Genomic DNA, 26,786 nt, shown 5'->3' with positions numbered 1-26,786 from the left:
ATGCCTTGCATACCTTCCTTAAAAAGTCAGAGCGGAAGATGCAGACAGGACAAAATAGCCGGGTACGCTCGATTCATTGCCACGGCAACCAGCGGATGTCAGGCCGTCCTGATTCTCCCGTCAGGTCGTCACCACGCTTACCGACAACTACAAAAACAAACAGGTACCTGGCGGCCCTATGCACCAAAGGCTTGAGCAACACATAAAGCAACACCTCGGAGAAGAGGCGAGCCTGCCCGAAAACTTTCAGGCGCTGCTCCGGGACGTTGACCGAACATACGAATTACTGGATCAACAGCGGTCCGACCTCATGGAAACGCTTGAGCAGAGTGCGCGTACCATGCTGGAGCGGAACGCTACCCTGACCCGCAACCTTGAATCCCAACGAAAGTCACAACAGGAACTGAGTCAGTCATACGAAGTACTCAATGCCACGCTCAATGCGTCAAACGAAGGCATTCTTGTTGTCGACAACGATGATCATGTCGTAGCGTTCAACGACCGCTACGTAGAGTTGCTCCGCACCTCACGGGACGAAGTCATTTCTCGGTCGGGCACCGACCTGTTCCACTACTCCTGCTCCTTGTTCAGCGATAAAACGAAGCTGCATAGTCAACTGGCGGCGATTCGTGATCCCGGTACATCGTCGTTCGATGAATACAAGTTTCATGACGGGACAACCCTGGAGATCTACGGACATCACCATGAAGTTGCCGGCTTTATATGGATGATCCGCGATATTACGGAAGTACGTGAAAAAGAAGCGACCATCAGTTACCAGGCGTACCATGATAGCCTGACCGGCTTGCCAAACCGTGTACACCTGCAACAGAAACTGTCTGAAGCCATTGAAGAAGCGACGGATACGCACAAGCGTTTTGCTCTTTGCTATCTGGATCTGGATGGTTTTAAAACCATCAACGACAGCCTTGGTCATAGTACCGGTGATGAGTTGCTCATTGAGGTCGCCCAACGCCTTCAGGGAGTAATGCGCCCAGGAGACACACTGGCCCGTGTTGGCGGTGACGAATTTATCGTACTGTTCAACCACGTCGAGCACCACGATGAAGTACTGGAGTCCGCAGAGCATCTGCTGCTGCGCTTGTGTGATCCGATTCGCCTCGGACGCAGAGAGTTCGTCATTGGCGCCTCCATGGGTATAGCCATATACCCTACTGATGGTGAAGAAGTCGGTATTCTTATGCGCAATGCCGACATCGCCATGTACCGTGCAAAGGCGAATGGTAAGAATTGCTACCACCTGTTTACGCCATCACTCGAACGTATCGCAGTTCAGCGTATGTCCCTGGAGACCAGTCTGCGTAAGGCGCTCGAAAGCAATGCGCTGGAGTTATATTACCAACCTAAGGTATGCCTCCACGATATACGACCCGGCATGTCGACCGGCCACCTGCACAGCTTTGAAGCTTTACTGCGCTGGCCGAAGTCTAACGGTGAATTCGTATCGCCCGAGAGCTTCATCCACATTGCCGAAGATGCGGGTATGATCGGCCGGATTGGTTTCTGGATTCTTGAGCAGGCATGCACTCAAGCCAAAGAGTGGTACCAGCAAGGCTACCAGGCCAATATCAGCATCAATATTTCCCCAAGACAGTTCCTGATCCCGAACTTTCATCTGGATATCGTCCGCACCATTAACGAAATAGGCATACCGACCTCGCTGATTTCAGTTGAGATCACTGAAAGCCTGCTGATGCAGGACCTCACTCATGCCCGCCACGTCCTCGAGTATTTCAGAGAACATGGCATATTTATTTACCTCGACGACTTCGGCACCGGCTTTTCATCACTCAATTATCTGAAGAACTTACCCGTCGACGCCATCAAGATCGACCGGACGTTTGTGAAGGACCTGAGCACGAGCACCGCCGATCAGGCTATTGCCGCATCGATCATTACGTTAGGCAAAAACCTCGACATGCTGATTGTGGCCGAAGGTATTGAGACCGCCGAACAAGCTGATTTTCTGATCCGCAACGGCTGTGATCTCGCACAAGGGTTCTATTATGGTCACCCAGTGAGTGCCTCAGACGCCGAGCAATTCCTGCACCCCGACGACTTATTGCACTGCAATATTGCACATCGACCGGCGGCGAAGTAAATTCGCCGCCTGACTAATCGATTTCTATCTGGAGTCCGCCGTGGAATACCCGTCTTTTGTTGCGATTGATGCCAGCTCATACGAAGACAGCGCACACCCCATCGCAATCGCCTGGTCTCTGGCGGACGGCACCGTCAAGACAACTCTGATTCAACCGGACGATGACTGGGACGATTGGGATTTCGCACTCGAAGACCTGCATGGTATATCTCAGGACACTCTCTACCAGATGGGAGAAACCGGCTGGTCGGTCATCCGCGAGCTGGAAGCAGACCTTGATCACCCGTTTCTGCTAGCCGACCACGCAGAGCGCTGCGAGCTTCTTCTTGAAAAGCTCTACGACGCCTACGGCAAAGAGTCATCCATTGAGATCGGCGCCTGTCAGGCAGAGCCTGGCCTCGACATGCTCGGAGAGTGGTACGAAGACACCAACTTCTGGCATCAGCCATGCGATGAGCGTGTACGTTTGCTACTGTTCAAATGGAATGAATCAAAAGATCATCAATGATCACTAAATTGCAGAAACCAATACCAAAATATCATTAACGATATTTTAAATTAAAAACTTCCTAAAGGATGATTCAATAGAGGCGGCCCAATCCTCCGGGACGCCTGCCTCCTGGGCGAACCTTCTCCAGTCTCGGACAGCCTCTCCCACCTCGCTAATCAACTCTTTAACCTGTCGCTCCCGAATGTCCGCTGCTTTACCGCATTCGATGAGGTCATCAAGGGCAAAATGATCCCGCTTGCCGTTGACAGACATCTGGTGAGTAGAAGTCCAGTCCCCATCAGGGTTGTAGGCATAGGTTACATCATAAGCGGGCGCCAGAGACCACCCCCCCTTACGGTTCATGAGAAAGCCAATATTCTTCGTATGATCATCCTGATTACGTATCATCAGATTAAGCAGCATTCGCCGGAACTGCTGCTCTTGAGCAACGCGTGCCTGACTCTTCACAACCTGACGAATCACACGAAAGCACTGCTCGTAAGAATACCCGCCTGCCACATTAAAATCGTAATGAGCAATACCACAGAGCGTTTGCATATGAAGCTTCTTGCCAGTTTCAGACCGGTCAAACCGCTGGGTCAGAAAGTGCGCACGACCGTTTTCTTCAAGTAAGCGACTTGGCATCATCTCGATGCCCGCAGCCCGTGCCATCAAGTAGCATGCATATTCAATGCGGGTATAACCTTGAGGGTCTGCCAATTCTTTATCACGATTCGCCGCAACGCCGTCGAATTTGAGCAAATAATGCTGAAAGCCCGCTTCTGTATCACACTGCCCGGAACGCACCTCTCCGGTCTGCTCGTTCCAGGCGATGACGGCTTTTGCACGTGCACCACCCGCCGACGTTCCCACTGCAATAATCTGGTTCAACGCCTGGGCGTCTTCTTCACCTTCAATAATTTCTACCGCCAGGCCCTGCTTCTGATTCAGGGCTTTATTCGCCAGCGACACCAACTCGGACAACTCGACTGGCGTTCCAGCGCCTACATGGCCTCGCGTCGCCGGAGCAAACTCCAGTGCCCCCATGCCTCGTTGCCCAATGTAGAGCAGACGTTCAACAGGATTGAATGACCCCGGATCACGCCCTTGTGCCACCAGCCACTGATCAATCAGGAGATTACCGAACTTGTCCGGCAGGGCATCAGCCAACATTCCCGGCAAGCCCTTAAAGGTCTCATGAGCTAGCTGCGGAAAACTGAAACGCCCCGCTCTTAACGGCATCTGCAGTGGTGCCAACTCAATGCCCGAGCGCAGGAATTCAGGAGCATATTCGAAAACGCCGAGTTGACGCACACTGTCCCATTGAACAGCGCCTATTGTGCGTCCCCAAAGCTGCACTTCCGCCAGGCTGATCATTCGCCATCGCCCCACGACCAGCTTGCATCATCTGCCGATGACGATTCAGGCCTTGCCCTCTGACGAACAGGCGCCTCCCGATAAATGCCGGCACCGTTCTCTCGAAGGCTCGCTATCGGGCTGACATCAGGCTCACGAATCAATGCATCCAACAGGTGCACAAGCCCGAGGGCGCGTAAAACAGCAATAAGATTGAGTAGGCTCAGGTTACCCTCCCCGCCCTCGAAACGCCGCAGTGTGGCAACTCCGACCCCAGCGAGATCAGCCAGCGCCTGCTGTGTAACGTTACGCTGGAGACGCTCACTCCGGAGTCGCCCGGCCAACTTTGCCAGAATCTGCTGATCTGACAGTGGATCAAGATCATATTCACTCATTTATGACCTCCTAAATAACATTAATACATATAATTAATCACGAATGATCCTTAAAGTAAAAAGTATTTATACTATGCAAGCTCCACCAATCGCAGTAGAGTACGCACCTTTCTTCTCCCGTACACAAAGCTCGAGAATCCAGGCATGGCACTGAAAGCCACCATCTACAAAGCTGAACTGATGATCTCTGACATGGATCGCGACTACTATGCGACCCACACCCTGACGATCGCCCAACATCCCTCAGAAACCATACTGAGAATGATGACCCGCATCGCGGTATTCGCGTTGAATGCACACGAACGTCTGGAATTTACCCGAGGCATCAGCACAGATGACGAGCCTGATCTCTGGCAGCGCACATACAGCGATGAGACGGAGCTTTGGATTGAACTGGGCCAGCCTGATGAAAAACGTCTACGAAAGGCGTGTAATAAAGCACAGTCAGTCAAACTGTACGGCTATCAGGGCAATGCATTTGATGTCTGGTGGAAACAGCACGAAAATAAAATTCATGCATACCCAAAGCTGAGCGTAATTAAGCTCGCCGACGATGCCTGCACTCAGCTAGAGTCACTATGCACCCGTACCATGCGACTGCAAGCGACGATCCAGGACGGCACCATGTGGCTAGGAAATGACGAGCAGTCCATCGAATTTACGCCTGAGACACTCTTTGGTGGAGACCAGTCATGAGTAGCTTCCGCAGCCTGTTGCACGACACTAACATTCTGAAACGGCTGGCATCGCTGGGGTACGCTGAACCTACCCCGATTCAGGAGGCCGCAATCCCTCATATCCTGGCGGGAACCGAACTGATGGCCGCAGCGCCAACCGGTACAGGCAAGACTGCAGCGTTTATGCTTCCGCTTCTGCAATTACTCAGCGAGCACCCACGCACAGAAGAAGAAGGTTATCGCTACCCGCGAGTACTTATTATTGCGCCAACGCGTGAACTCGCTCAGCAACTGGCGGAGAATTTTCGGGACTATGGACGCAACTGCGGTCACCGTTGTCTGCTCCTTTGCGGCGGACAGAACCCACGCACCATTGAAGATAAAATGGCCGAAGGCGCAGACGCTGTCGTAGCCACACCAGGTCGTCTGTACGAACTCATGATCCGTCATCGTGTCAGTTTTGAGCATCTGCAGTGTCTGGTGCTCGACGAAGCAGACCGCCTGCTGGATCTGGGCTTCGCCGAAGATCTGCAACGCATTGTTCAGAAACTACCCGACGTTCGCCAGAACCTTCTTTTCTCGGCAACATTTGATAATGCCGTACGCGAACTTGCGTCTGAGCTTATGCCCGGAGCCATCGAACTCGGGCAGAAAGACGCCAACCGCACCAGCGAAAACGTCCGTCAGTGGCTGCACCCTGTCGATCACAGCGATAAAGGCAATGCCGTTGCTTCGCTTCTGATTGAAAATAAATGGAAGCAGGTAATGGTCTTTACCAAGACTAAAAAAGGCGCCGATGCTCTGACGGATCACCTCAAGTCGGAAGGCATCCAGGCGGAAGTGCTGCACGGTGATAAATCACAGACTGAACGTAACGACATTCTTGATGCCTTCCGCGAGCATCGCCTGCGAGTTCTGGTGACGACGGATGTCGCCTCACGCGGCATTGATATTGAACACTTACCTGCGGTCATCAATCATGACCTGCCGCCTGTCGCGCACGACTATATTCACCGTATTGGTCGTACCGGCCGCGCCGGTGAAAAAGGCATCGCGATTTCACTGGTTGCCGCACACGAAGTCGACACACTGACCGCCATTGAAACTCTGATCGGCCGCGCACTACGTCGCGAGGATCTTATCGGACACGTACCAAACCACAGCGTCCCCGCGACAGGGCCTGGTAAACTCAACCTGCGTAAACCATTGAAGACAAAAGCAGGCAAAGAGAAAGCACAGAAAGGAAAGGCTTCAAAAGGAAAACAGAGCGGTGAAGACAATCAGGAGTTGAGCTCCGTGCCACGTGCCAACCGCGCTAAAGAGAAGCCATCCGCGCCACCAGCAAAAGAGCCAAAAGGTCGCGGAGGCTCTCTCTTTTCAGGGCGTAAAAACGTCACCAAGAGATCGATTGATTAAAACACGATTCAATTGGTCGCTTCAGGCGGAGGCTATTTCAAAAGCCCTTTCGGGTTATTTGGGCGGCAGGCGCCCGACAAAGCGGTTACACCGCTGAAGCCAGTATTCCAGATCCTCTGGTTCAGCGACCGCTGCGCCATCTACCATCACCATGCCTTTTAATGGACGGCCGGTGAAGTCCATCTCTCGCGTACCATCTTCAGCAAGTGCGGCATCGTAATCGTCAGGGCCAACCCGCACCATCAGCTCGTCGCCCAAGACACCGCACAGCATATGACCGTTGAGCATGATACAAAGCCCACCGAACATCTTCTTTTCGTCCCAGTGACCAAAGTGACAGACCACCGCACGAATACGCTCCGCAAGCTCAGCATCAAACGCCATAAGATCAGGCCGGGTTAATATCCAGTAGTTCGACTTCGAAAATCAGCAGCGAGCCACCCGGAATAGTACCCACCTGACGATTACCGTAAGCCAGACGCGCAGGAATATAGAATTTATATCTTGCGCCTTTGGTCATCAGCTGTACGCCCTCGGTCCAGCCTGGAATTACGCGGTTCAGCGGAAATGAAATCGGCTCACCGCGCTTTACCGAACTGTCGAACACAGAACCATTGATCAAAGTGCCGTGATAATGCACCAGCACAGTATCTGTCGCTGCCGGTCGAGTATCACCCTCCCCCTCTGTGAGCACTTCGTACTGCAGCCCACTGTCTGTCTGAGTTACTTCATCACGTAACGCATTCTCAGCTAAATAAGCATCACCGACGGTCTCATTCTCTGCTGCGCCTTTGCTGAATACACCCGCGCGCTTTAACGCGTAGATCACCAGCAAAACGATAAGTACGATCAGAACAATATTAAAAGTCATAATGGCTCCTTAAAATTTGCAGTCATTATGCCGTGCCCGAGACACTTCTGCGAGTAACGCCAGATCTTACTTATCTGAGAGGATGCTACTTTCGCTCACAACGACGGGTTCCACCGTCATCAAATCTTATAGAATATTTATTATTACCATCACCGACATGGTGCCCTACGCCAATGATGGTCATCGTCTGTTCAGTACGTGTATAGACCACCGTCAGGTTGGTTCGGGGCTGGGTCCGGTGATATGCGCTGCGTCCATTCCATATTTTTTCAAGGTTGCCATCGCTGCCATGCAATGCGGTATCGAAAAAAGCCTTTTCTGCAGTCCAGTCGTACCTATTGAGTGCCCCAGCGAGCACCCACTGAGCTCCCGTTTTCTTAGTCGGCTCGGGCAATTTACCTGGCTTTAGACGGGGCTCTGTCTGGTTACATCGGGCACGGCAATAGGTACACATCTGAACCATTTTATTGATTCGCAGATTACGAAAATAACCGATCGACTGCTCGCCGCAGTCAGGCGTTTCACAAATAGCCATAAAGTCTCCAATCTCCGTAGTAAGTTACTGCAGTTCCTTACACCAGAATGACGCAAGTTCGCACAGGGTCAACGGGTGCTTTTCAGGCAAAAATTCTCACATGTGTCCGCCAGGCACCGCGGCTAAGGGCTTTTCCAGAAAAAGTCAATGTCAGGCGCTAAACCCGACGGAACACTCTGTTTGGCCAATCCTTGCCAATCAGGTTGAACCTGTCCTCCTTTTCCGTACCTAAAAAGAACAACTCTGAATGATGATTATAGAGAGAACCCAGATGTCGACTATCAATAGCATGAACACCCAGTCCACGCTGACAGTGGACGGCAAAGAATACCAATATCACTCTCTGAGTAAGGCTGCAGAGCAACTGGAGGGAATAGAAAAACTCCCAAAATCATTAAAGGTTCTGCTGGAAAACCTGCTACGCAACGAAGACGGTGACACCGTCACCGGAGACGATATTAAGGCCATCGCCGAGTGGTTGGATAAGCGTTCGTCCGACCGCGAGATTCAATACCGCCCTGCCCGCGTACTGATGCAGGATTTCACTGGTGTACCTGCGGTTGTGGATCTCGCCGCCATGCGTGATGCCATCGCCCACGCCGGCGGTGATCCGGAATGCATCAATCCGCTCTCACCCGTTGATCTTGTGATTGACCACTCAGTGATGGTGGATCGCTTTGCCGATGATCAGGCGTTTCACGATAACGTAGAAATTGAAATGCAACGTAACGGCGAACGCTACGCCTTCCTGCGCTGGGGCCAGACCGCCTTTGATAATTTCCGCGTTGTGCCGCCCGGTACTGGTATCTGTCACCAGGTGAACCTTGAATACCTCGCGCAAAGCGTATGGTCGGCCAATATTGGCGGCGAAGACTGGGCTTACCCGGATACGCTGGTAGGCACCGACTCGCACACTACTATGATTAACGGTATCGGCGTACTCGGCTGGGGCGTGGGCGGTATCGAGGCTGAAGCCGCCATGCTGGGCCAACCTGTGTCGATGCTGATTCCAGAAGTGATTGGTTTCAAACTCACAGGCAAACTGCCCGAAGGCGTTACCGCGACGGATCTGGTGCTAACGGTCACTCAGATGCTACGTAAGAAAGGCGTGGTCGGTAAATTCGTTGAATTCTATGGTGACGGCCTTGCCGACCTGCCACTCGCTGACCGTGCCACCATCGCCAATATGGCACCGGAATACGGCGCGACCTGTGGTTTCTTCCCCGTCGACGATGAAACCCTCAATTACATGCGCTTAAGTGGTCGCCCCGATGATGTAATCAAGCGCGTTGAAGCCTACTGCAAGGCACAAGGCTTATGGCGTGAGGCCGGTGATGAGCCTGAATTTACCGATAGCCTGCATCTCGATATGAGCACAGTAGAAGCCAGCCTCGCCGGACCACGTCGTCCGCAGGATCGCGTGGCCCTACCAGACGTTCCGGATACCTTCGACGAGCTCCTGGCATTGCAGGTAACACCCGCGGATGATGAACAGGCACGGCTGGAAAGCGAAGGTGGCAGCGGCACGGCCGTAGGCGGCCCGAACGCACAGGCAACAGTCACGATTGACGGCGAAGAACACACCATGAGCCACGGTGCCGTGGTGATTGCTGCTATTACCTCCTGCACAAACACATCCAACCCAAGCGTCATGATGGCTGCCGGTCTGGTTGCGAAAAAAGCCATAGAACTGGGCATGGTGCGTAAACCCTGGGTGAAATCCTCACTCGCTCCCGGTTCAAAAGTCGTAACCGACTACCTGGAAAAAGCCGAACTCACACCGTATCTGGATAAGCTCGGCTTTAACCTGGTCGGCTACGGCTGTACAACGTGTATCGGTAACTCAGGCCCACTCCCCGACGAAATTGCCAAAGCCATCACCGAACATGACCTAACCGTATCAGCGGTGCTATCCGGTAACCGTAACTTCGAAGGGCGTGTACATCCGCACGTAAAAGCCAACTGGTTAGCGTCACCGCCCCTTGTTGTTGCTTACGCGCTCGCCGGAAATACCCGCATTAATCTAAAAACCGAACCGCTCGGTCTGGATAAAGACAACAAGCCGGTGTACCTGAAAGATATCTGGCCAACCAATACCGAAATTGCCGAAGCCGTCGCCAAGGTCGATGATGGCATGTTCCGCACCCGTTACGCTGATGTATTCAGCGGCGATAAGCACTGGCAAGGCATTGATATCAGCGAAGGGAAAACCTACGCCTGGGACGACAACTCAAGCTACGTGCAAAACCCGCCGTTTTTTGAAGACATCGACCAACCTCTAAAACCCTTAGAGAACGTCGAAAACGCACGTGTATTAGCCCTCTTTGGTGACTCCATCACCACCGACCATATTTCACCAGCGGGTAACATCAAAACCAGCTCACCGGCGGGTGAATATCTACAGAGCCTTGGGGTAAAACCAGAAGACTTTAATTCGTACGGTTCGCGCCGTGGTAATCATGAAGTCATGATGCGCGGTACCTTCGCCAACATCCGAATCCGTAATCAAATGCTCGGCGGCGAAGAAGGTGGAGAAACGATTCACACCCCGAGCGGTGAACGTATGGCCATCTACGATGCCGCCATGCGCTATCAAAAGGAAGGCACGCCGCTGGTCGTACTCGCAGGTAAGGAATACGGCACCGGCTCCAGTCGCGACTGGGCCGCGAAGGGGACGATTCTGCTTGGTGTAAAAGCCGTGATTGCTGAAAGCTTTGAACGTATTCATCGTTCCAATCTGGTCGGTATGGGTGTTCTGCCATTGCAGTTTGTTGATGGCCAGAACATCGCCGAACTTGGCTTAACCGGACAGGAAACCATCAATATCAAAGGCATTAATGATGAGTTAAAACCCAACCAACGTCTTGAAGTCGAAGCGACGGATACCGACGGCAAAACCACAACATTTAATGTGCAGTGCCGTATCGATACCCGTAATGAAATCAGCTACTTCAAAGCCGGTGGCATTCTGCATTATGTGTTGCGCGAGCTGATTGCAAAATAAGCGCAACGGGATAACGCTAGGGACAGTGGCAAAGCGGGAGCACCCCGCTTTGCCATCGACCAACCTCATCCATTCAATCGGGTGACGAGCAACTGCTCTACCCGCACGCCCTCAAGATCCAGAACCTCGAATTTGTAGCCCTCGTACAGACAGGAGTCCGTCTTTCGCGGAAGACGCTTAAGCTGATGAATCATAAACCCGGCGACCGTTTCGTACTGTCCGCGCTCTGGGAATTCATCAATATCCAACGTTCGCATTACATCACTGATGGGCGTCATGCCATCCATCAACCATGAGTGTTCATCACGCTGAATAATCAGTTGATCATCCTCGTGCGTGATCAACTGCCCCATAAACCCACTGAGCATGTCTTTCACCGTCACCAGGCCCACAACCGTTGCGTATTCGTTGACCACAACGGCAAACGGCTGAGTTGCTGTTTTAAAGGCATTCAGGCCTTCTGCGAGGGTCAGAGTCTCCGGCAGATAAAGAACCTCCTTTGAGAAGCTCAGCGCCGACAGCCCCGACATCTCACCTTTCAATACCTGCTGCAGAATCATTTTGGATTCTACCGAACCGCGTATCTTCTCCAGCGATCCATCACACACAAGAAAATCGTTATGTGGATGATCCACGACCTTCTGCGAAATCAATTCGACCGACTCATCGAGATCGAAGTACACAATCTGATCGCGCGGCGTCATTACGCCGCTAATAAGCGCAGTATCGAGATCAAATACGTTGCCAATCAGTTCGTATTCCTGCTGCTGCAAACTGCCGTCTTCAGCACCGGCGTCCATCATGGCGACGATATCCTCAGTAGTGACCTGCTCTTCCCGCTCCGTTGGCAGTTTCAGTAGCCGCAGGACCGCATTGGTAATGCCGTTAAACAACATCACTAACGGCATCACAGCATACGTCACCCAGCGCATCGGCGTGACCAGACGCACCGCTGTCACCTCTGGGAGGTTCACTGCAATGCGTTTTGGCAACAGGTCAGCAAAGAGAATAAAAAGCGCAGTAATACAAAAGAAAGACAGAGCGAAGCTGATCTGATCCAGCGCAGGCCCCTGATACACGAGCCCAAGGCCTTCTTTTACGTATGGCGTCAACGCCTCTTCACCAATGATGCCGCCAAGAATCGAGATAGCGTTTAACGCAATCTGAATCATGGCAAAGAAAGCGCCGGGGTTCTGCTGAAGGTCCAGCACATCCTGAGCCTTATGGCTTCCCTCGCCTACCAGTACACGGAGCTTTATTTTCCGTGAGGCCGCGATACCAATTTCGGCCATCGCAAAGCACGCGCTGGCGCCGATCAAGAGCGCAATCGCTAACATTTCATTCATGGAGTCACACCCGCTAAAGCAAACAGTAAACACAGGTGAACCGGCAGAGCCGCCTTCTCGTGGCAAGCGTTGGGAGGTTACGGGGTTCAGCGCTTAATATATGCCAGTTCTGGCAGGAAGCAAGCGAATAAACGTGGCAACGTAGAACGCTGCCACGCGATTGAAAAATGCTACTTCTGAGTAAACACAGCGCAGTCGAGCATAGCTTGCATATTGGCCTTAGCGACGTCTGCAAGGTAAGCACGCCCACCTGAGTTACTGTCGATGTTGGTACCTGTCAGCTGGCTGCTGAGCTGGTCGTAAACGTCGTTGATGATATTGTTGCCACCACACGGGGACGTCATGATGTTTGAGTCTGACATATCCGTGAACTGGATGGTGGCCTGCGCAAAACTCAATACCGGTTGATCACCTGCATTGGCCGGCACGCTGACGCCCATTAAAAGAATGATGTGATCATCCTTGTTGTCACTGATTTCGTAGTCGATCTTACAGGACATGACCATACCCAGCTCAGTCGAGAACGAAACTTCCGGGTACCAGACACGGAAGTTATATCCCTGATACTCAAACTCAATCACCTGACTGAACGGCATCGCGCCGCTTGTGCCCGACTTCAGGCTCCAGGCGCCGACGTTTGAGACACCTGAACCAATACCCGACAATGCCCCCGTGTAGGCATCGTAATTGAAATCCAGCGCATAGCTATTGCGGCTATCGGATGAAGAAGCATAGGCAGGCCGGTTAAACGTGCCCGCAATCGTTGAATAAACACGATTGATCGTATGGCAGATCACGGGCAGGAAATAGTAACTGCCGCCGTTGTCTGTCTTTCTGTAGACCAGCGATGAAATATCGTTGAAGGCTGTCGTTAAAAAATCGAAAACCTGTACGAAACCATCGGCCACCTCTTCTGAAATCCCCAGAGTTTCAAGCGCACCAATGGTACCCAGCAGCCAGGCCTCATCATCGACAATCGTTATCAAAGCTTGAGAAATGTTATAAGCGCCATTCGATGACCACTCAAAGTGCTGGATGCTGACAAGCTTTCCTGAGTTATCGAAGAACATGTCAAACTCGGCTTTGTCATTGCGGCCGCCGGTATTTTCGTGGCTCATTGAAATGTGATACTTCGTCCAGCCATCCTCAGGCAACACACTGAAGTCATCATTAATGTAGTAATCGCTGATAACCTGCGTTGTTGCCTGCGCAGCGACTTCTGGCTCATCAATTTTATAGGTCGCATCTTCAATGACATACGTAATTTTGTCGTCGCTACTGGTGTTGGTCGTCCCCGGATATAGGTTGAACAGAGTTGTGAAATCGATGTACGGGCGCGGATATCCAGTACTCCAGAATTCGGGTTCTTTGTTGTAGAGCAGGAAAGACTCTATCTGATTCTTCCAATCGCCTTCGTCTTCTCCCTGGAGGTTATAGCGGGTGATATTATTCAGGTCGCCATGTTTCGTGTTTGGCGTCACTCTCAGGGCACAACCGCGGCAATCTGCCTCGTTAAATACAATCAGCCAGGCATTTGGACCTGTGCGTAATGAATTGATCGTGCCGCCCGTCGTCCGATACATTTCTGTGCCACTGGTCGTGTATCCGACAACCCCCAGATTCAGGGCGTTATAGGGTGCTGTAAAGGTACGGTTGTCCCCGAGGAAATTATTATTCTCCGTGAACACAGCATGCCCGGAAGGAGGAGCAAAAAGCTCATCCCTCGTTGGATTTCTTCCCCAGTAAGAAGGCTTGGTCTTATACAGCACAAAACTCTGAATCTGATTCTTCCAGTCTCCCTCATCGCTGCCTGATGAGTTGTAACGGGTAGTATGGTTCAGATCATCGAGATAGGTAGATGGCCCGACCTGCATGGAGTCGCCGTAGTAATTGGTTTCATTGAAAACAATCACCCAGGTGTTTGATGCCGTTTCTAACGAGTCGGTATTACCCGTGATGTTGTCCTGACCTTGCGTATTTTTGAAGGTATCGCTTAAGCCACCGCGATCATTATGGTTCCATATTTCGAAATCCACGTTTGAATTCATTGCTGAATCACCCATAACTTAACTCCTTGTTGAATAATCAAAAAAGCCACGGGCCTTTAGCGCTTTTAGCGAATGACACGCTAAAGCGACCGGTCGACCTGTGGCTGTAAGAAAGACGCCATCTGCCGGATGGCAGATTACTGGATCTAACTCAGAACTATTCGTATCGACTTTTTAACAGGGCATCAAGTAATGAAGGGCGTGATTGGCAAACTACGCCATAGGCGAAACTAAGCGTCAGGCAAAAGCCAGCTCCAGCTTAAGTGCCTGAAGCTCTTGCGTGCAGCCGTAGCGGGCAATGAAACACTGATCAATAATCGCTTCCTGCACTCTCAAAGTATTTTCATCGATACTGTCAATCCACGCCATAAAATTATCTAATGGCGTTACAGAGCATTAATCCTCTGCACTCAAATGCAGAGATACAGCTATTAAAAACTGAAGCAACTAGGGTTTAGCTGGAACAGTACAAACAATTTCCAGCGAGTTATCTTGACCGCAATCGTAGAGGATATGCGATGGGTTATAGGCAACGCTAGATGGAAGGTTCCCGCGAATTGCTCCCCAGATATCGATAACAAAGCTGTCCTGATGCAAATCTGTATTAAAATCAAGAACCGCATTATTAGGTCGGTTCGCTAATACCCACCAGTGCCCATGAACCGTAGGGTCACCTTGCTTTATAACTTCAAGTTTTGACTTAAAATCAGAGCGTTGTCCTAGCAACGAAATAATAATTCCGGCCGAGCCATCACACCATAATCCAGAGCCATCCGGTTCGCGTCTCTGACGAGCACCGATATGCTCCCAGAAAGCTTGTTGATTCACCGTTCGCTGCGCTGCAGCATTCTGAAGGGTCAACGCGGTAGATAAACGCCCGCCTCGCTGATACAAAGCAAGGCCGGCTTGAGTATTGGTATCCAGCCCCTGCCCGTATACCCGTCGGCCGACGAAATAATCACAAAGAGTTTTAGCAATAGCGATATCATCCAAACGCGCCATAATGACCTCCTTTGTCGCGAAATTGTTCAATTATCAACCAATAGACTACGAAGAATGCCTGATATTGCTGAAAGATCAATCAACTTTTTGAAGGAAATTTCAGTGTAGATACCGCGAACACCCAGCCACGTTGGTATGAGATAAATACCATCAGAGAATAACGAACTGCCGTTAGTGCCAAGTCACTCTGACTGGCGCGTTTCAGCAATTCACTAAGCCAGACCAGTGATGACCATTTGAGCTTGATCACCCGTTACTGGCTATGCGAGTCTAGGCCCAGAACGTCTATATCCAAAACGTCTACATCCAAAACGTCTATGCGCTACCCTTTTATTTCGAGTGATGGATTAACCAATGAGCATTGAGCTTCCTGATATTGAACGAGCACTCGCTGAGCATGAACCCTTCTCATGGCTTCCGGCAGATGCCCTGTCTGACATGGCACGCTCAATTGAAGTGAGCTACAAACAGGCCGGTGAAGATGTACTGGTTCTGGATGAACCCATACACCACCTTCACTTTATACGCTCAGGCGAAGTTGAGCTGTTTCGTCGTGATGGGAGTCTCTATAACCGCCTGCCTGCGGGGCATGTATTCGGGCAAATGGGGCTTCTCATGAAAGGCAAAGTGCGCTTTCCGGCAACGACCCGTAAAGACAGTCTCTTCTACCTGATCCCCAGCGAACTCTTTATCGATTACTGTGAAAAATACTCTGAGTTCGGCGATTTTTTTGAAGTAAACGAACACTCCATTCTGGAGCAGGCGACTCAGGTTGGCACCGACGATATGACGACGGTACCAGTAACAGAAGTCATCAAGGCGGAGCCCCTTCTGATCACTCCGGATACTACAGTCGCAGAATGCGCAATGCGTATCTCTGATAACTACATTGCCGCCGCATTAGTTCAGGACGACCAGGGCAACCTTCTGGGCATAGTGACAGACAGTGACCTGCGCGCGCGCGTTATCGCCAAGTCGCTGCCGTATGACACACCGGTGGGTGAGATCATGAGTACTGAACCGCTGGTCATGGACGACCACGCATACCTTCATGAAGTGATGCTGGTGATGCTGCGTAATAATACCCACCATGTCCCTATCGTTGATGACAACCGCGTACTCGGGATCGTCTCCCTTCTCGACGTAGTGGCACATGAGTCACAGAACTCCCTGCTGCTGGTGCGAAGCATTCTGTCATCCGAGAGCGTTGATGCACTCGCCCAGCTTTCAGAGCAGCTGCCTGCTGTGTACGAGCGGCTGGTCAATGAGCACGCGACATCTCATATGATCGGCTCGGCGATGTCTGTGATAGGGGCCAGCTTTATGCAACAGATGGCCAAGCTGGCAGAGGAAGAGTTAGGGCCTCCGCCCGTACCGTACTGCCTGATTGCCCTTGGCTCACTCGCGCGTGATGAGCAACTGTTGGTCACCGATCAGGACAATGCTCTGATTCTCTCCGATGATTACGACGAAGCAGCACACGGTAATTATTTCGAGCAATTCAGTAAAATGGTGTGCGAAGGCCTTGATCGCTGTGGCTACCCCTTATGCGAAGGCTTGATCATGGCCTCAAACCCGAAATGGCGGATGCGCCGGTCGGAATGGCGCGCCCAGTTCACCAACTGGATTGAAAAACCTGAACCAGAAGCCCTGCTCAACGCCTGCATATTTTTCGACCTGGTCGCTGTACATGGCACTAAGATATGGGCCAAAGAACTTCAGAAATTTATCTCAACGAAAGCCAAAAACAGCAAACCGTTTCTGGCTTTGCTCGCTCGGAATGCACTGAAGCGCACTCCTCCGCTAGGGGTATTTAAAAACTTTGTACTGGAAGAAGACGGCAGACAAGGTAAGTCTCTGAATATTAAGCGCCGCGGTACCGCTCCGCTAACGGACATTATTCGGGTTCACGCACTGGCGACAGGGTCGATGTCGCAGAACTCCTTCGAGCGCCTTGAGGATATTTCAAAAACCAAACTGCTCCCACAAGAAAAATACGATGAGCTGACGAACGCTCTGGAGCTGCTTTACAGCTTACGTGCACATCAACAGATGTTGGCCATCCGCGACAAAAGAGAACCCAACAACAACATCGCCCCTGACACCCTGAGTTTCACCCGGCAGCGTTCGCTGAAAGAAGCATTTAATGTTGTTGCTCAGGCACAACGTTTTCTGAAGTACCGGTACACCGCGAATGGATGAATCATTAAAAGTACCTGGTTCTGTGCCCCGTGGCTGGCCAGAATTTCAGAACACAATGTCGGACTCAACCGATACGTCGAAAGCCGACGTAGCCGACCTCAAACGCTTTTACGATGCCGGATTTTCATATTTAGAACAGAATTTAAACCAGACGCGCTGTCTCGCCATTGATATAGAAACCACAGGGCTGAACCCCGAGGAAGATAAGATCGTCAGTGTCGGGCTCGTTGAGTTTGATGCCGAACGCGTATATCTGCCAACCGCAAAACATTGGTTAGTTAATCCGGGTGAACTGAGCGATACCTCCGTGGTAATACACGGCATCACACACAGTGATGTTTCAGCTGCACCGAGGATTAATTCCATCATGCCAGAGCTACTGGACGCAATGTCCGGGCGCCTGTGCGTTGTCCACTACCGGGCGATGGAGCGTGAATTTTTCAGAAAGCTGGGATTTCACCTCTGGTCTGAACCCTGGCTTTTCCCCGTTATCGATACCTTTGCACTGGAAGCAAGCTGCCTCACTCATAGCCAGCGCTGGTATAACCGTCTGCTGGGTAAACCCCTGCCCTCCTTACGACTGCCAGATACACGCCAGCGCTATAACTTACCCGAATACGAAAATCACAATGCGTTGGTTGACGCGATTGCAACGGCGGAGCTACTGCAAGCTCAGATACAGAAATGGCAATTAGGAAATCGCGCCGTCAAAGACCTGTGCCTGTAAAAAACTCCTGGAGAACACCCATAAAAAAGCCCAGCAACTGCTGGGCTCTTCATTAAGCGAGTACTTAACCTTTCGGCTCAGTGCGTAAGCCCATCACTAAGCTCACACACATCAGCAACAGCACGAAAGTAAACGGTAAGCCCGTGGAAATAGCACCGGCCTGAAGCGCCTCAATCGCCTCTTTACCGCCAATCCACAGCAGCGCCGCAGCAATGGCACCTTCGACTGACGCCCAGTAAATACGCTGAGGAACTGGCGCATCCACTTTACCGCCTGCAGTGATACTGTCGATCACCAGCGACCCGGAGTCGGATGAAGTGATGAAGAACACCAGCACCAGAACGATCGCGATGACAGAAAGAACCATACTCATAGGCAGAGCATCAAACATCTGGAACATCGCCAGAGGAACTGAAGTCAGGCCGTTTTCACCCAGCAGGCCGATCTTGTTGGCCACCTGATCAATACCAATACCACCGTAGACAGACATCCAGATAACGGTAACCAGCGTTGGAACAGCGAGCACTGCAATCAGAAACTCGCGAATGGTGCGGCCTTTAGAAACACGTGCGATAAACATACCGACGAATGGCGACCAGGAGATCCACCACGCCCAATAGAACACAGTCCAGCCCTGTAACCATGCTTCATCAGGGCGACCATGCGGGTTACTCAGCGGGATGATATTAGAAACATACGCCATCAGCGTGGTAGGAATCGAGCCGAAGGCTACCGCGGCTCCGACCATCGCAACGAAGACCAGCAACACAAACGCGATCAGCATATTAACGTTACTAAGCAGTTTTACCCCGCCATCCAGGCCACGAACAACCGAAACAATGGCAAGCAGAGTAACACCAACGATCACCCCGATCTGCAAGCCCACACCTGACTCAATATCAAACACATGGTTGATACCTGCGGCAGCCTGGCTTGCACCGAGACCGAGGGAAGTTGCCAGACCAAACAGCGTGGCCAGCACCGCCAGAATATCGATGATATGACCCGGCCAGCCCCACGCATGATCACCTAGAATCGGGTAGAACGCAGAACGGATAGAAAGTGGAAGACCTTTGTTGTAACAGAAGAACGCCAGAGACAGCGCAACAACACCGTAAATCGCCCAAGGGTGAAGACCCCAGTGATACATAGTGGCACCCAGAGCAAGGCTGGCAGCCTCTGGTGTTTTCGCCTCAACACCCAGCGGTGTTTCGTACCAGCCAGTGAAGTAAGCAACGGGCTCTGCGACGCCCCAGAACATCAGGCCAATACCCATACCGGCAGCGAACAGCATCGCCAACCAGGATAACCGCGAATATTCTGTCTCAGCATCTGCACCACCGAGGCGAATCTTGCCCCAGGGCGACACCGCAATGACAATACAGAACACAACGAAGATATTGGCAGACCACACGAAGAACTTATCAAAGCTGCCGATAATGTCCCACTTCAGACCGTCGAGCGCTGCTTTAGCGACAGAGGCATCGGTGACGAGGGTTGCAATGAGAAAAGCGAGAATAAGAGCGGTACTGATCCCGAACACGGGATTGTGGACATCGAAGCCCCACTTTTGAATATTATCCTGACCAACGGAGTAGTCAGTGTTGTCGATACTGTACTTGTCTTTGGGCTCAGACACGATATCTCCCGTTTTGTTACGACTGGTATACAACTTATACACTGTATAGGTTCAGGCGAAAATTTCAAACGAGCGGCCGATAAGCACCATTTATGACACAAATTCAGCGATATTTCGTACTTAAATAGCCTGATGCACCACACCAAAGCTATAGGAACGCTTCAGCCAGCTTGCCTGGCTATGCGCGAAGCCCTCTACATAGTCACCCTGTAGGAGGGAAGCTTCTTCCCGACAGTCTTTCTGAAAATAAATCAATGACTGCCATTACGAATCAGCTCTTTCGAATCGGAGCCGTGAAATATGAAGAAAACAACAGAACGAGAAATGCGACTAAGAAAGCAACAGCGGCTGAGTAAACTGTATCAAAATCTATCAAATAAAAAGATAGCGCACCCGCGATGCAACTGAACGTCCCATCAATCCAACTGGCGCCACCGTTCTGAGAAATGAGAGAAGTACAGTGCTTACAAACAATAGCGCTGTCTCGATTAGCCTTTAAACGCTGCCATATCAGGTTAAAAAAAGGCAGTCTATTCGAGCAATACGGGCAGGTATTCATAGGTTGTGCTGTTTACTCCCGACCCAGCGTGCATTCTTGATAATCATATACACATACCCCATATCTGATGCCGTGCGATAAGCACCGATGGCTTTTAAGTGAGCTGCCATAATAGCTGTCATTTCCCAGCCATCTATCTGATCGCCATACCAAACCGCGGAGGCTAATTTAAGCATATTCTGATCTTCACCGATGTTTCTGATCTGTCGTGATCTCGACTTGATAGCCTCGGAAAATGACCCATTAGCCCACGCCCACATCCAAGAGTTTCCAGCATGGGAAAAGCTACCAACAAAATCGATATCGCATTCAACAACAGCTTGACCACCATTAGAGAAGATCAGCTTGCAGTCGTCTTCATTCCAGTCCCAGCGTTCATAATCGTCCAATCTGAAGTCTTTCTTAAACGACTCCTGAACAGATTGCAGATATTCAAAACTTTGGGTAATCAGATCGATAACTGCCTGCTCATCTTCTTTCCAGTTCCGCTCGCGGGTTTCACAATAACACCCGGAACATAGCAATCTGATATCGGCAAAGGCCTCTGACCTATCATTCCACTCGCCTTCACTATCAACTACCTCCTCACAAGCATCGCACCAAGCATCGGGATACAACGCATCCGGCTCATCTGGATCATAGCCAACATTGAATCCTACACCCTCTCCTTTAAGGAGGTGATGGCATACGAATGTGGGTGATCTTTCTCCATGGATGTTGCACTCAACCGTTTTACTACTCATGCGATGTTCCTTCTTAGCTTGCTACTAGAGTCGACTCTTCAGGGTAGGTTCTGACTACGCTGAATTACTCGTTAGGTGAACGGGTATAGTTTTCAATATCGCGTAGAAGTTGCTGATACGGCTCTATGCCCCGACTTCTTATTCCCTCTCGGTTTACCCAAGCTGAATTAATATCGATACCAGCTCCATTGTAGCGCTCAATCCTGATCACTGGTGCCTTATGAGGACCACCCCAGGTATATACCTTCTTAACGTCGGACCAATTAACCCGCCTGAAAGAAAGCCCCTGAAAGAAGAGTGAAGGGATAGTGAGACCCTTATCATCGAGACGGATAACTTGTGGCTTCACAATCAACATCAGGTAAAGAAAGTAAAGCTGAAAAGCAGCAAATGAAAGGATGAAAATAGTGCCTCCTGAACCAAGCACCTGAAAAGCGAGTGCCAGAGCAATGCCAAAAAGCAACATCCACCGGCTTAAAGTATATTGGTAATCAATCCTCATCCACTAAACCTTTTCGAAATCCAACCTTGTCTCTCGGCTTAAAGTCGCCCTCGCCAAGAAAACCACCAACAAGATGAGCAAGTGAACAACCAAGAACCTCTTGAGCAGCTTGCTCCCCGGCATCGCTATAATTCGCCAGATTGCAAAACTGAGCGAACACTTCAAAGTTCTGAACAAGGTTGCGTACAAGCACATGCGCCAGGCTGTAGCTCAGTTCCTGCCCCTCGTCGATTCTCGAAAAGCTATCGCCCGACCAGAACTCCTGAATTGTCTGCATATTCCAGAAAGCCTGATGCCTGCTCACGATTTCTTGATCCAGATAAAGGTGATTACCAGCCAGGGCATCTTCCATCAGGACAGCCAGGCCTTCATCCAGCCACAGCGGAATTGGAAGATGGGACAAACAGGCATGAGTCAGTTCATGAACGGCCGTTGGCTCAGCATAGGTGATGTCTTGAGAAGGGAATATGAAATGACCATACCCCTCATTAATATACATACCAGCGCTCATACCAAACTCCCCCTCTTCCGGATAAAAGAGGCTCACGTAGCGATAGTATTCATCACTGTCTTTGAAAATCACTGCGACATGCTTGCCGAAACCATCATCCGCTGCGATACCGTTCAGGGTTTTAAGAATACGTTTCAGTGTTCGCTCTAGAAAAGATGAAAAGACATCTACATAGCGGTCGCTCTCATCCGAGAGGATTAAAAAATTTTCCGATTCGGCAATACGATAACTTCCACCAAACTCGTCTGCTATGGTCCCGAGCCACTTCTTACACTCAATCAACCAAAGCTGATGTTGCTCTTCGTCACTCAGTGACGGGGGCATGCTATCTGCGATAGCCGCCCAATCAGGCCTGATGCTCATTCACAATCCTTGTCGTTTTAGGTCTTCGCTTCATGGATAGCGATGCTGGGCAACACCCCACGGCTCGATCAGCATGGGGGATTGCAAAGCAAACTAATAAATCACCAGTTCCCAAGGTTCTGAGTATATTTAGCGTCGGTGCCATCCACAGAACAGGTAACTTCACCAATGGGCTGACCGCGCTGTAAGTAAAATGCCTCTACGCCTTCTTTTAAGCTCGTCTCAGCGCTCCAGATGGCTTTGCCATTCTCATCTGATTTAGCCTTCCCGTCTTCTGTAGCTCTGGTGACGGTAAGGTCACCAGTGATTTCCAGCCGCCCATCTGAGTCCGTAGTAAACGCAATATCTCTGGTTTTACCAAAGTTGCAGGTCACGCCTGCACTGGTCGGTAGCCCGTACTCATTGAGGTAATAAAATCCATAGGTAAAGTAGCTTTTCCCACCAGCAGATATAGCACTACTAAAACGATCACGACTCAGCAGCTGCCCGCCTGTCATTTTTAAACTGGGAGTTGCTGACTTTGGGTTAACAAAGTTTATATTAAGAGGAACCTCTTCATTATTCACAACCAGAAAGAACTTACCCCGAACTACTTCGGTCGGGTAGCGATCTCTGTTGTATCGAAAGCCACCAGAGCACGGTGTCCCATTAACTTCTAGTGAAAAGGTGACTTGAGCAGAAGTAGGGTCAGTCAAACCGCCAACCACCTTCGGATAGCCAGTTACCTGATACTCCACTCCAAGATAGCCAGTACCTTTTGAGTTAGTTGTGACCTTAGGAGTCCCTGAACATGTGAGGTAATTCGAGGTTTTATCTAAATCTGCACGCTCAGTGACTGGTTTAACGCGGGTACTGACATTAATCGAACCTTCAAAGTCCGCCCCATAGGTATTCTTTGCCTGAACGGTATACCATGCAGTGGCTTTGTTACCGTTAGACGAGAACCACTGAGACCCTTTCTTATCCTCAGTTACCGTCACACTACCCACCCTCATCGGAGCACAATCAAACGTTACCTTCTGGTTTGCAGCCTCATAAGCCACACCACCAATATCTATCGTCTTTAGATTCTGAAACCCCGAACACTTGTAAACAGCCTGGAAGTTTTTATAACAGCCATAACCTGGGTCCTGTTCTGGCGTTGGCCACGGCACTGTATATACGCAGTAATCGTCCCTTCTACTCTGACTGCAGAACTTAGTGATTGCAGACGTAAGATCGATAGGCCCTTTTGTGTAGCAACGACTTCCTGGGATCACTAGCGTCTGTACCTTGCCGTACATAGCCCCCTGCATGGTGATTTCTGCAGAAGCGATAGGAGCAACAAAGGAAGCCATGAAAGTTAACGGTATAATAACCAGCGTCAATGAGAAAGACGCCAACTTACTACGAAGGTTATTTACGGTTGTCATAGGTACTCAGCCTTGAGAGTTATCATCGAGAGTTAATGGTGCCGCTAGAATATACGAGCCGACGTAAAAGCTTTACTACCAGACGGGCCAGAGCAGCCGACCAAAGCACGCGTTCGCACTCGAGATCAGATCCAATACTGATGCCTGATCCAAGGCAATAAAAATAAGATTCTGTAGGATGAATGATAAACAGAGCTCACGGTTCGTTGTTAAACACGCCATGAAATGCAACACGCTCATCGCCCCAAGCATTTCTGATAATCCCACAAGGATGAAAACCAGCTTTTTTCAAAAGATTTTGCATGGGCAAGTTATCTGCATGAGTATCGACCCTGATGTTACTATGATGACGGATGCACCATTCAATAAAGTTCCGACCAACTCCCCGCCCCTGACTGGAAACCGCCAATCGATGAATCACTGCATAGGCGTTATCATTGAGCCAGCTCCCCTCATCGATATTTTGGTATGTCGGATCATCGCCCTCGGTAAAGACAACGCAGCCAAGCACCTCTTCATGCTGAGTACCAATATATAAAGATTGATCTTCAATATCCCTCAGTATGACTTCTCGAGAGGGATAGCCATTAATCCATTGATTTGGGTTTCCAGACTCGACCATACGCGAGCGAGCCTGAGTGTATACCTCAGATATTTCATCCAAATCGTGTGGTCTTGCTAGGCGAATTTTCATTTCGCGATAGTTCTTCTAGAGTTAAATTGATTACGGCGGCGGGTGGAGAGCCTAGTTAACACGTCTTTGAATCTCCACCGCTTCCGATCAGACGGCTTTCAGACTAGCGTATCTTAAGGATCGACTCCCCAACAACGCCAATTACATCGGCGGCTGCAATACAAAAGTATTCTTTGTAGAACTGCTCACATCAAGGGTGGCTTTAATATCCATCGTCGGTAGACCTGCATTACTTCCCGGCGGCGGAATCTGGCCAGGGGCAACACCTGGTGGCGGTTCCATACTAAAAGTACCCGAAAAGGATAGCGTCAAGCCACCACATAAAGGGCTATCGAATAAAACAGTGCTATTTGAAGGATCACCGGTCACTGTAAGGTCTATATTGTAGGTTTTACCCTTCTGACAACCACCTAAACCTACCGCATCAGTGTAAGTCCCGGGGACTCTCATTGGTGCAGTTCCTGCCGGTTGAAAATCATCGATGGTAAGCACTGAACCGTTTCCATCTTTGAAAACCATATCCATAGCACCGGCAAATGTGCTTGAAGAAACAGCGATAGTGGCAAACGCCAGATATTTTAGCTTCATAGGTACAACTCCGTTTTATTGTTCTTTTCCAATTGGGATAGTCGCCTTGGGAAGGCGACGTTCAGTCTAGTCTAAGCAGAGTGAAGGTCAATACATCGCTAATCTATGAACTCTCGTCAGATACAGTGCGGATACCAGAGCTGAAAGCATCATCTTACTTCGCCGATCGATAAAGTCAGTGTTCAGCACGTACTTATGGAGGCCACGCTTTTTGTGGCCGGAACGGATTTGAACGGTTTGTTATGAGTATTACATGCCATAGATGAAAAACCCAAAACTGATTAGAGAAAGAATGCAAACTGTAAATATAATAAGAATAGCCACTTTTTTCGGTATTTCAGAGACTGGAAATCGATACTTTTGCTCACGGCCGAAGACAGTTGTAGATGAACGTAGGCCATATGGTGAAAAAATGGAAAAGAATACCATTGCACCAATGGCAACAGAAAATGCCAACGAACCAAAAACATTTGAAAACGTCAGGGCTTTCACCATGCTGATCGACCAAACCAGAATACAGCAGACGAGGCCCCAAAAGATGGTAAGGTACTTAATGCTCGATTTTCTCATAACTCTGCATTCAGCGGCTTGTCCGCTGCAATGCCTTGTTAACCCTTGGTATATCAATACTTGCTACTGGGTAATGTACAATATCTTCTTCTCTAGCCACTAACTTATAACGCTCTACAAAATAGGGAATTTCTTTATCCTGTGGCCAGTATTCCTCTTTAATTGATGTGGCAAAAAATCCAGCATCCTCTTCACTCAATGAACTACATATGTTTCGTACTGATGTTCTTATCTTTGATAATTCTTTATCTAGTTCAGATTTTGATAATTTTTGTTTCGACTCAAGTCGATCAATTGCAAGCAATACACGACGTATCCTGTCAGGATCACAGTGCATTTTCTTACTCTCAATTATGTCTGCCTCATTCATTCCGTTTTTAACTATTTCACTAGTAACCAAGCTATTCAATGATTTGGCATCTTTGATCATATAATCGATACCAGAACGGAAGGAGCCATATTGGCCAATACCAATATACAAAGCGCCAATAACAGCTAAAGTGACCTTGAGACTTCCTTCTTCAAGTCGAACATAAATCTTTGTTTGTTGACCATAAATAAGGTTCGCATACTTTGATGTTAACTCCTCAAGATAGACCTCCGCTTCCTGAAGGGGAATCTTGTCATAGTCCAGATCAAAATGAAAATCTAATCCCGCGAGTAATGCCACAATCTCTCCTAGAGGGTTAACGCCGCCATCAAAGGCCCACCGAAGTGGAGGAATTTTTGTGGCAAGCTGAAAGCGCCACAAAAAAGCCGGAACGGAGTTGGGTGATCTTGCCCCGATAAAACGGACACGTTCGTTTTCATGCTGCTATTCGCTCGTATTCCATTGGTGAATAGTAATCTATTCCCGAATGCAGCCGCTTTCGGTTGTAGTAATCATTGATATACCTTGCCAAAGCATACTTCAACTTCTCTGCTGAATGGAATGTTGTATTGCGAATCAATTCAGCCTTCATTGAATGGAAGAACGATTCCATATGGGCATTATCTGTACACTTGCCCGGTCTA

The 26,786-nt window shown here is 49.9% G+C and carries 25 protein-coding genes; 7 read left to right on the top strand and 18 right to left on the bottom strand.

All coding sequences use genetic code 11. The features are described 5' to 3' along the window. The first annotated feature begins 178 nt into the window (after positions 1-178). Both BW941_RS13795 and BW941_RS13790 read left to right on the top strand, forming a co-directional pair. A complete protein-coding gene (locus BW941_RS13795; protein WP_076517018.1) occupies positions 179-2,122 on the top strand; it encodes a putative bifunctional diguanylate cyclase/phosphodiesterase in 1,944 nt (647 codons plus the stop codon). A 40-nt stretch (positions 2,123-2,162) separates the two neighbouring features. Further along, complete coding sequence (locus tag BW941_RS13790) at positions 2,163-2,630, top strand: hypothetical protein (RefSeq protein WP_076517016.1); 468 nt, start codon at positions 2,163-2,165, stop codon at positions 2,628-2,630. Between the two features lie 45 nt (positions 2,631-2,675). On the opposite strand, the gene BW941_RS13785 is transcribed toward BW941_RS13790, so the two are convergent. Both BW941_RS13785 and BW941_RS13780 read right to left on the bottom strand, forming a co-directional pair. Then, positions 2,676-3,989 (bottom strand): type II toxin-antitoxin system HipA family toxin, encoded by a 1,314-nt coding sequence (locus BW941_RS13785; protein ID WP_076517014.1) that lies wholly within the window; start codon positions 3,987-3,989, stop codon positions 2,676-2,678. Next, positions 3,986-4,363, bottom strand: a complete 378-nt coding sequence (locus BW941_RS13780; protein WP_076517012.1) for a helix-turn-helix domain-containing protein — start codon at positions 4,361-4,363, stop codon at positions 3,986-3,988. The genes BW941_RS13785 and BW941_RS13780 overlap by 4 nt, the downstream gene beginning before the upstream one ends. Before the next feature lie 144 nt (positions 4,364-4,507). Here BW941_RS13780 and BW941_RS13775 point away from each other — a divergent pair, with 144 nt between their 5' ends. Together BW941_RS13775 and BW941_RS13770 are read left to right on the top strand one after the other, a co-directional pair. Next, positions 4,508-5,059 (top strand): YaeQ family protein, encoded by a 552-nt coding sequence (locus tag BW941_RS13775; RefSeq protein ID WP_068439536.1) that lies wholly within the window; start codon positions 4,508-4,510, stop codon positions 5,057-5,059. Then, on the top strand, positions 5,056-6,456 hold the full coding sequence (locus BW941_RS13770; RefSeq protein WP_076517010.1) for a DEAD/DEAH box helicase: 1,401 nt from the start codon (positions 5,056-5,058) through the stop codon (positions 6,454-6,456). Before BW941_RS13775 ends, BW941_RS13770 begins: the two co-directional genes overlap by 4 nt. A gap of 54 nt (positions 6,457-6,510) precedes the next feature. Here BW941_RS13770 and BW941_RS13765 read toward each other — a convergent pair whose 3' ends face one another. The 3 genes from BW941_RS13765 to BW941_RS13755 all read right to left on the bottom strand — a co-directional run bounded on the left by BW941_RS13765 (position 6,511) and on the right by BW941_RS13755 (position 7,862). Then, entirely contained in the window at positions 6,511-6,840 is a 330-nt protein-coding gene (locus BW941_RS13765; protein ID WP_076517008.1) for a TfoX/Sxy family protein, read from the bottom strand. Positions 6,841-6,844: 4 nt separating this feature from the next. After that, complete coding sequence (gene bamJ / locus BW941_RS13760; protein WP_076517006.1) at positions 6,845-7,327, bottom strand: BamJ family beta-barrel-assembly machinery protein; 483 nt, start codon at positions 7,325-7,327, stop codon at positions 6,845-6,847. 85 nt (positions 7,328-7,412) lie between these two features. Continuing rightward, positions 7,413-7,862, bottom strand: a complete 450-nt coding sequence (locus BW941_RS13755; RefSeq protein ID WP_076517004.1) for a hypothetical protein — start codon at positions 7,860-7,862, stop codon at positions 7,413-7,415. A gap of 271 nt (positions 7,863-8,133) precedes the next feature. On the opposite strand from BW941_RS13755, the gene acnA reads away from it, so the two are divergent. Continuing rightward, on the top strand, positions 8,134-10,866 hold the full coding sequence (gene acnA / locus BW941_RS13750) for an aconitate hydratase AcnA (RefSeq protein ID WP_076517002.1): 2,733 nt from the start codon (positions 8,134-8,136) through the stop codon (positions 10,864-10,866). A gap of 65 nt (positions 10,867-10,931) precedes the next feature. Here the strand turns inward: acnA and paeA are convergent, their stop codons facing one another. The 4 genes from paeA to BW941_RS13735 form a co-directional block, all read right to left on the bottom strand. Further along, on the bottom strand, positions 10,932-12,212 hold the full coding sequence (gene paeA / locus BW941_RS13745) for a polyamine export protein PaeA (protein ID WP_076517000.1): 1,281 nt from the start codon (positions 12,210-12,212) through the stop codon (positions 10,932-10,934). Between the two features lie 170 nt (positions 12,213-12,382). After that, positions 12,383-14,275 (bottom strand): hypothetical protein, encoded by a 1,893-nt coding sequence (locus BW941_RS13740; protein ID WP_076516998.1) that lies wholly within the window; start codon positions 14,273-14,275, stop codon positions 12,383-12,385. A 222-nt stretch (positions 14,276-14,497) separates the two neighbouring features. Further along, entirely contained in the window at positions 14,498-14,629 is a 132-nt protein-coding gene (locus BW941_RS18060) for a hypothetical protein (RefSeq protein WP_273091049.1), read from the bottom strand. 78 nt (positions 14,630-14,707) lie between these two features. Then, a complete protein-coding gene (locus tag BW941_RS13735; protein WP_076516996.1) occupies positions 14,708-15,262 on the bottom strand; it encodes a hypothetical protein in 555 nt (184 codons plus the stop codon). Between the two features lie 354 nt (positions 15,263-15,616). Here BW941_RS13735 and BW941_RS13730 point away from each other — a divergent pair, with 354 nt between their 5' ends. Together BW941_RS13730 and BW941_RS13725 are read left to right on the top strand one after the other, a co-directional pair. Continuing rightward, the gene (locus BW941_RS13730) at positions 15,617-17,464 is read left to right on the top strand and encodes a DUF294 nucleotidyltransferase-like domain-containing protein (RefSeq protein ID WP_076516994.1); all 1,848 of its coding nucleotides are present in this window, start codon (positions 15,617-15,619) and stop codon (positions 17,462-17,464) included. Beyond that, the gene (locus BW941_RS13725) at positions 17,457-18,191 is read left to right on the top strand and encodes an exonuclease domain-containing protein (RefSeq protein ID WP_076516992.1); all 735 of its coding nucleotides are present in this window, start codon (positions 17,457-17,459) and stop codon (positions 18,189-18,191) included. Before BW941_RS13730 ends, BW941_RS13725 begins: the two co-directional genes overlap by 8 nt. Positions 18,192-18,255: 64 nt before the next feature. Here BW941_RS13725 and BW941_RS13720 read toward each other — a convergent pair whose 3' ends face one another. From BW941_RS13720 to BW941_RS13675, 9 genes are all read right to left on the bottom strand, one after another. Then, positions 18,256-19,830 (bottom strand): BCCT family transporter, encoded by a 1,575-nt coding sequence (locus tag BW941_RS13720; RefSeq protein WP_076517259.1) that lies wholly within the window; start codon positions 19,828-19,830, stop codon positions 18,256-18,258. 555 nt (positions 19,831-20,385) lie between these two features. After that, entirely contained in the window at positions 20,386-21,132 is a 747-nt protein-coding gene (locus BW941_RS13715) for a DUF6882 domain-containing protein (protein WP_076516990.1), read from the bottom strand. 64 nt (positions 21,133-21,196) lie between these two features. Then, the gene (locus BW941_RS13710; RefSeq protein WP_076516988.1) at positions 21,197-21,634 is read right to left on the bottom strand and encodes a hypothetical protein; all 438 of its coding nucleotides are present in this window, start codon (positions 21,632-21,634) and stop codon (positions 21,197-21,199) included. Continuing rightward, positions 21,624-22,508: a hypothetical protein gene (locus BW941_RS13705; RefSeq protein ID WP_076516986.1), complete on the bottom strand. Its 885-nt coding sequence runs from the start codon at positions 22,506-22,508 to the stop codon at positions 21,624-21,626. The genes BW941_RS13710 and BW941_RS13705 overlap by 11 nt, the downstream gene beginning before the upstream one ends. A gap of 101 nt (positions 22,509-22,609) precedes the next feature. Further along, positions 22,610-23,920, bottom strand: coding sequence for a hypothetical protein (locus tag BW941_RS13700; RefSeq protein ID WP_139325855.1), 1,311 nt, complete (start codon positions 23,918-23,920; stop codon positions 22,610-22,612). Between the two features lie 196 nt (positions 23,921-24,116). Continuing rightward, positions 24,117-24,614: a GNAT family N-acetyltransferase gene (locus tag BW941_RS13695; protein ID WP_076516982.1), complete on the bottom strand. Its 498-nt coding sequence runs from the start codon at positions 24,612-24,614 to the stop codon at positions 24,117-24,119. Between the two features lie 141 nt (positions 24,615-24,755). Further along, positions 24,756-25,202 carry a hypothetical protein gene (locus BW941_RS13690; protein ID WP_076516980.1) on the bottom strand — a complete coding sequence of 149 codons (447 nt, stop codon included), beginning with the start codon at positions 25,200-25,202 and terminating at the stop codon, positions 24,756-24,758. A gap of 580 nt (positions 25,203-25,782) precedes the next feature. After that, the gene (locus BW941_RS13680) at positions 25,783-26,442 is read right to left on the bottom strand and encodes a hypothetical protein (protein ID WP_076516976.1); all 660 of its coding nucleotides are present in this window, start codon (positions 26,440-26,442) and stop codon (positions 25,783-25,785) included. Between the two features lie 136 nt (positions 26,443-26,578). Next, a partial coding sequence (locus BW941_RS13675) for an IS3 family transposase (RefSeq protein ID WP_139325854.1) occupies positions 26,579-26,786 on the bottom strand: 208 nt, incomplete at its 5' end.

This window comes from Thalassolituus maritimus, assembly GCF_900156675.1.
Classification (GTDB): domain Bacteria; phylum Pseudomonadota; class Gammaproteobacteria; order Pseudomonadales; family Oceanobacteraceae; genus Thalassolituus; species Thalassolituus maritimus.
The sequence above is the reverse complement of the archived record's forward strand: the minus strand, read 5'-3'. Positions and strand labels throughout refer to the sequence as shown.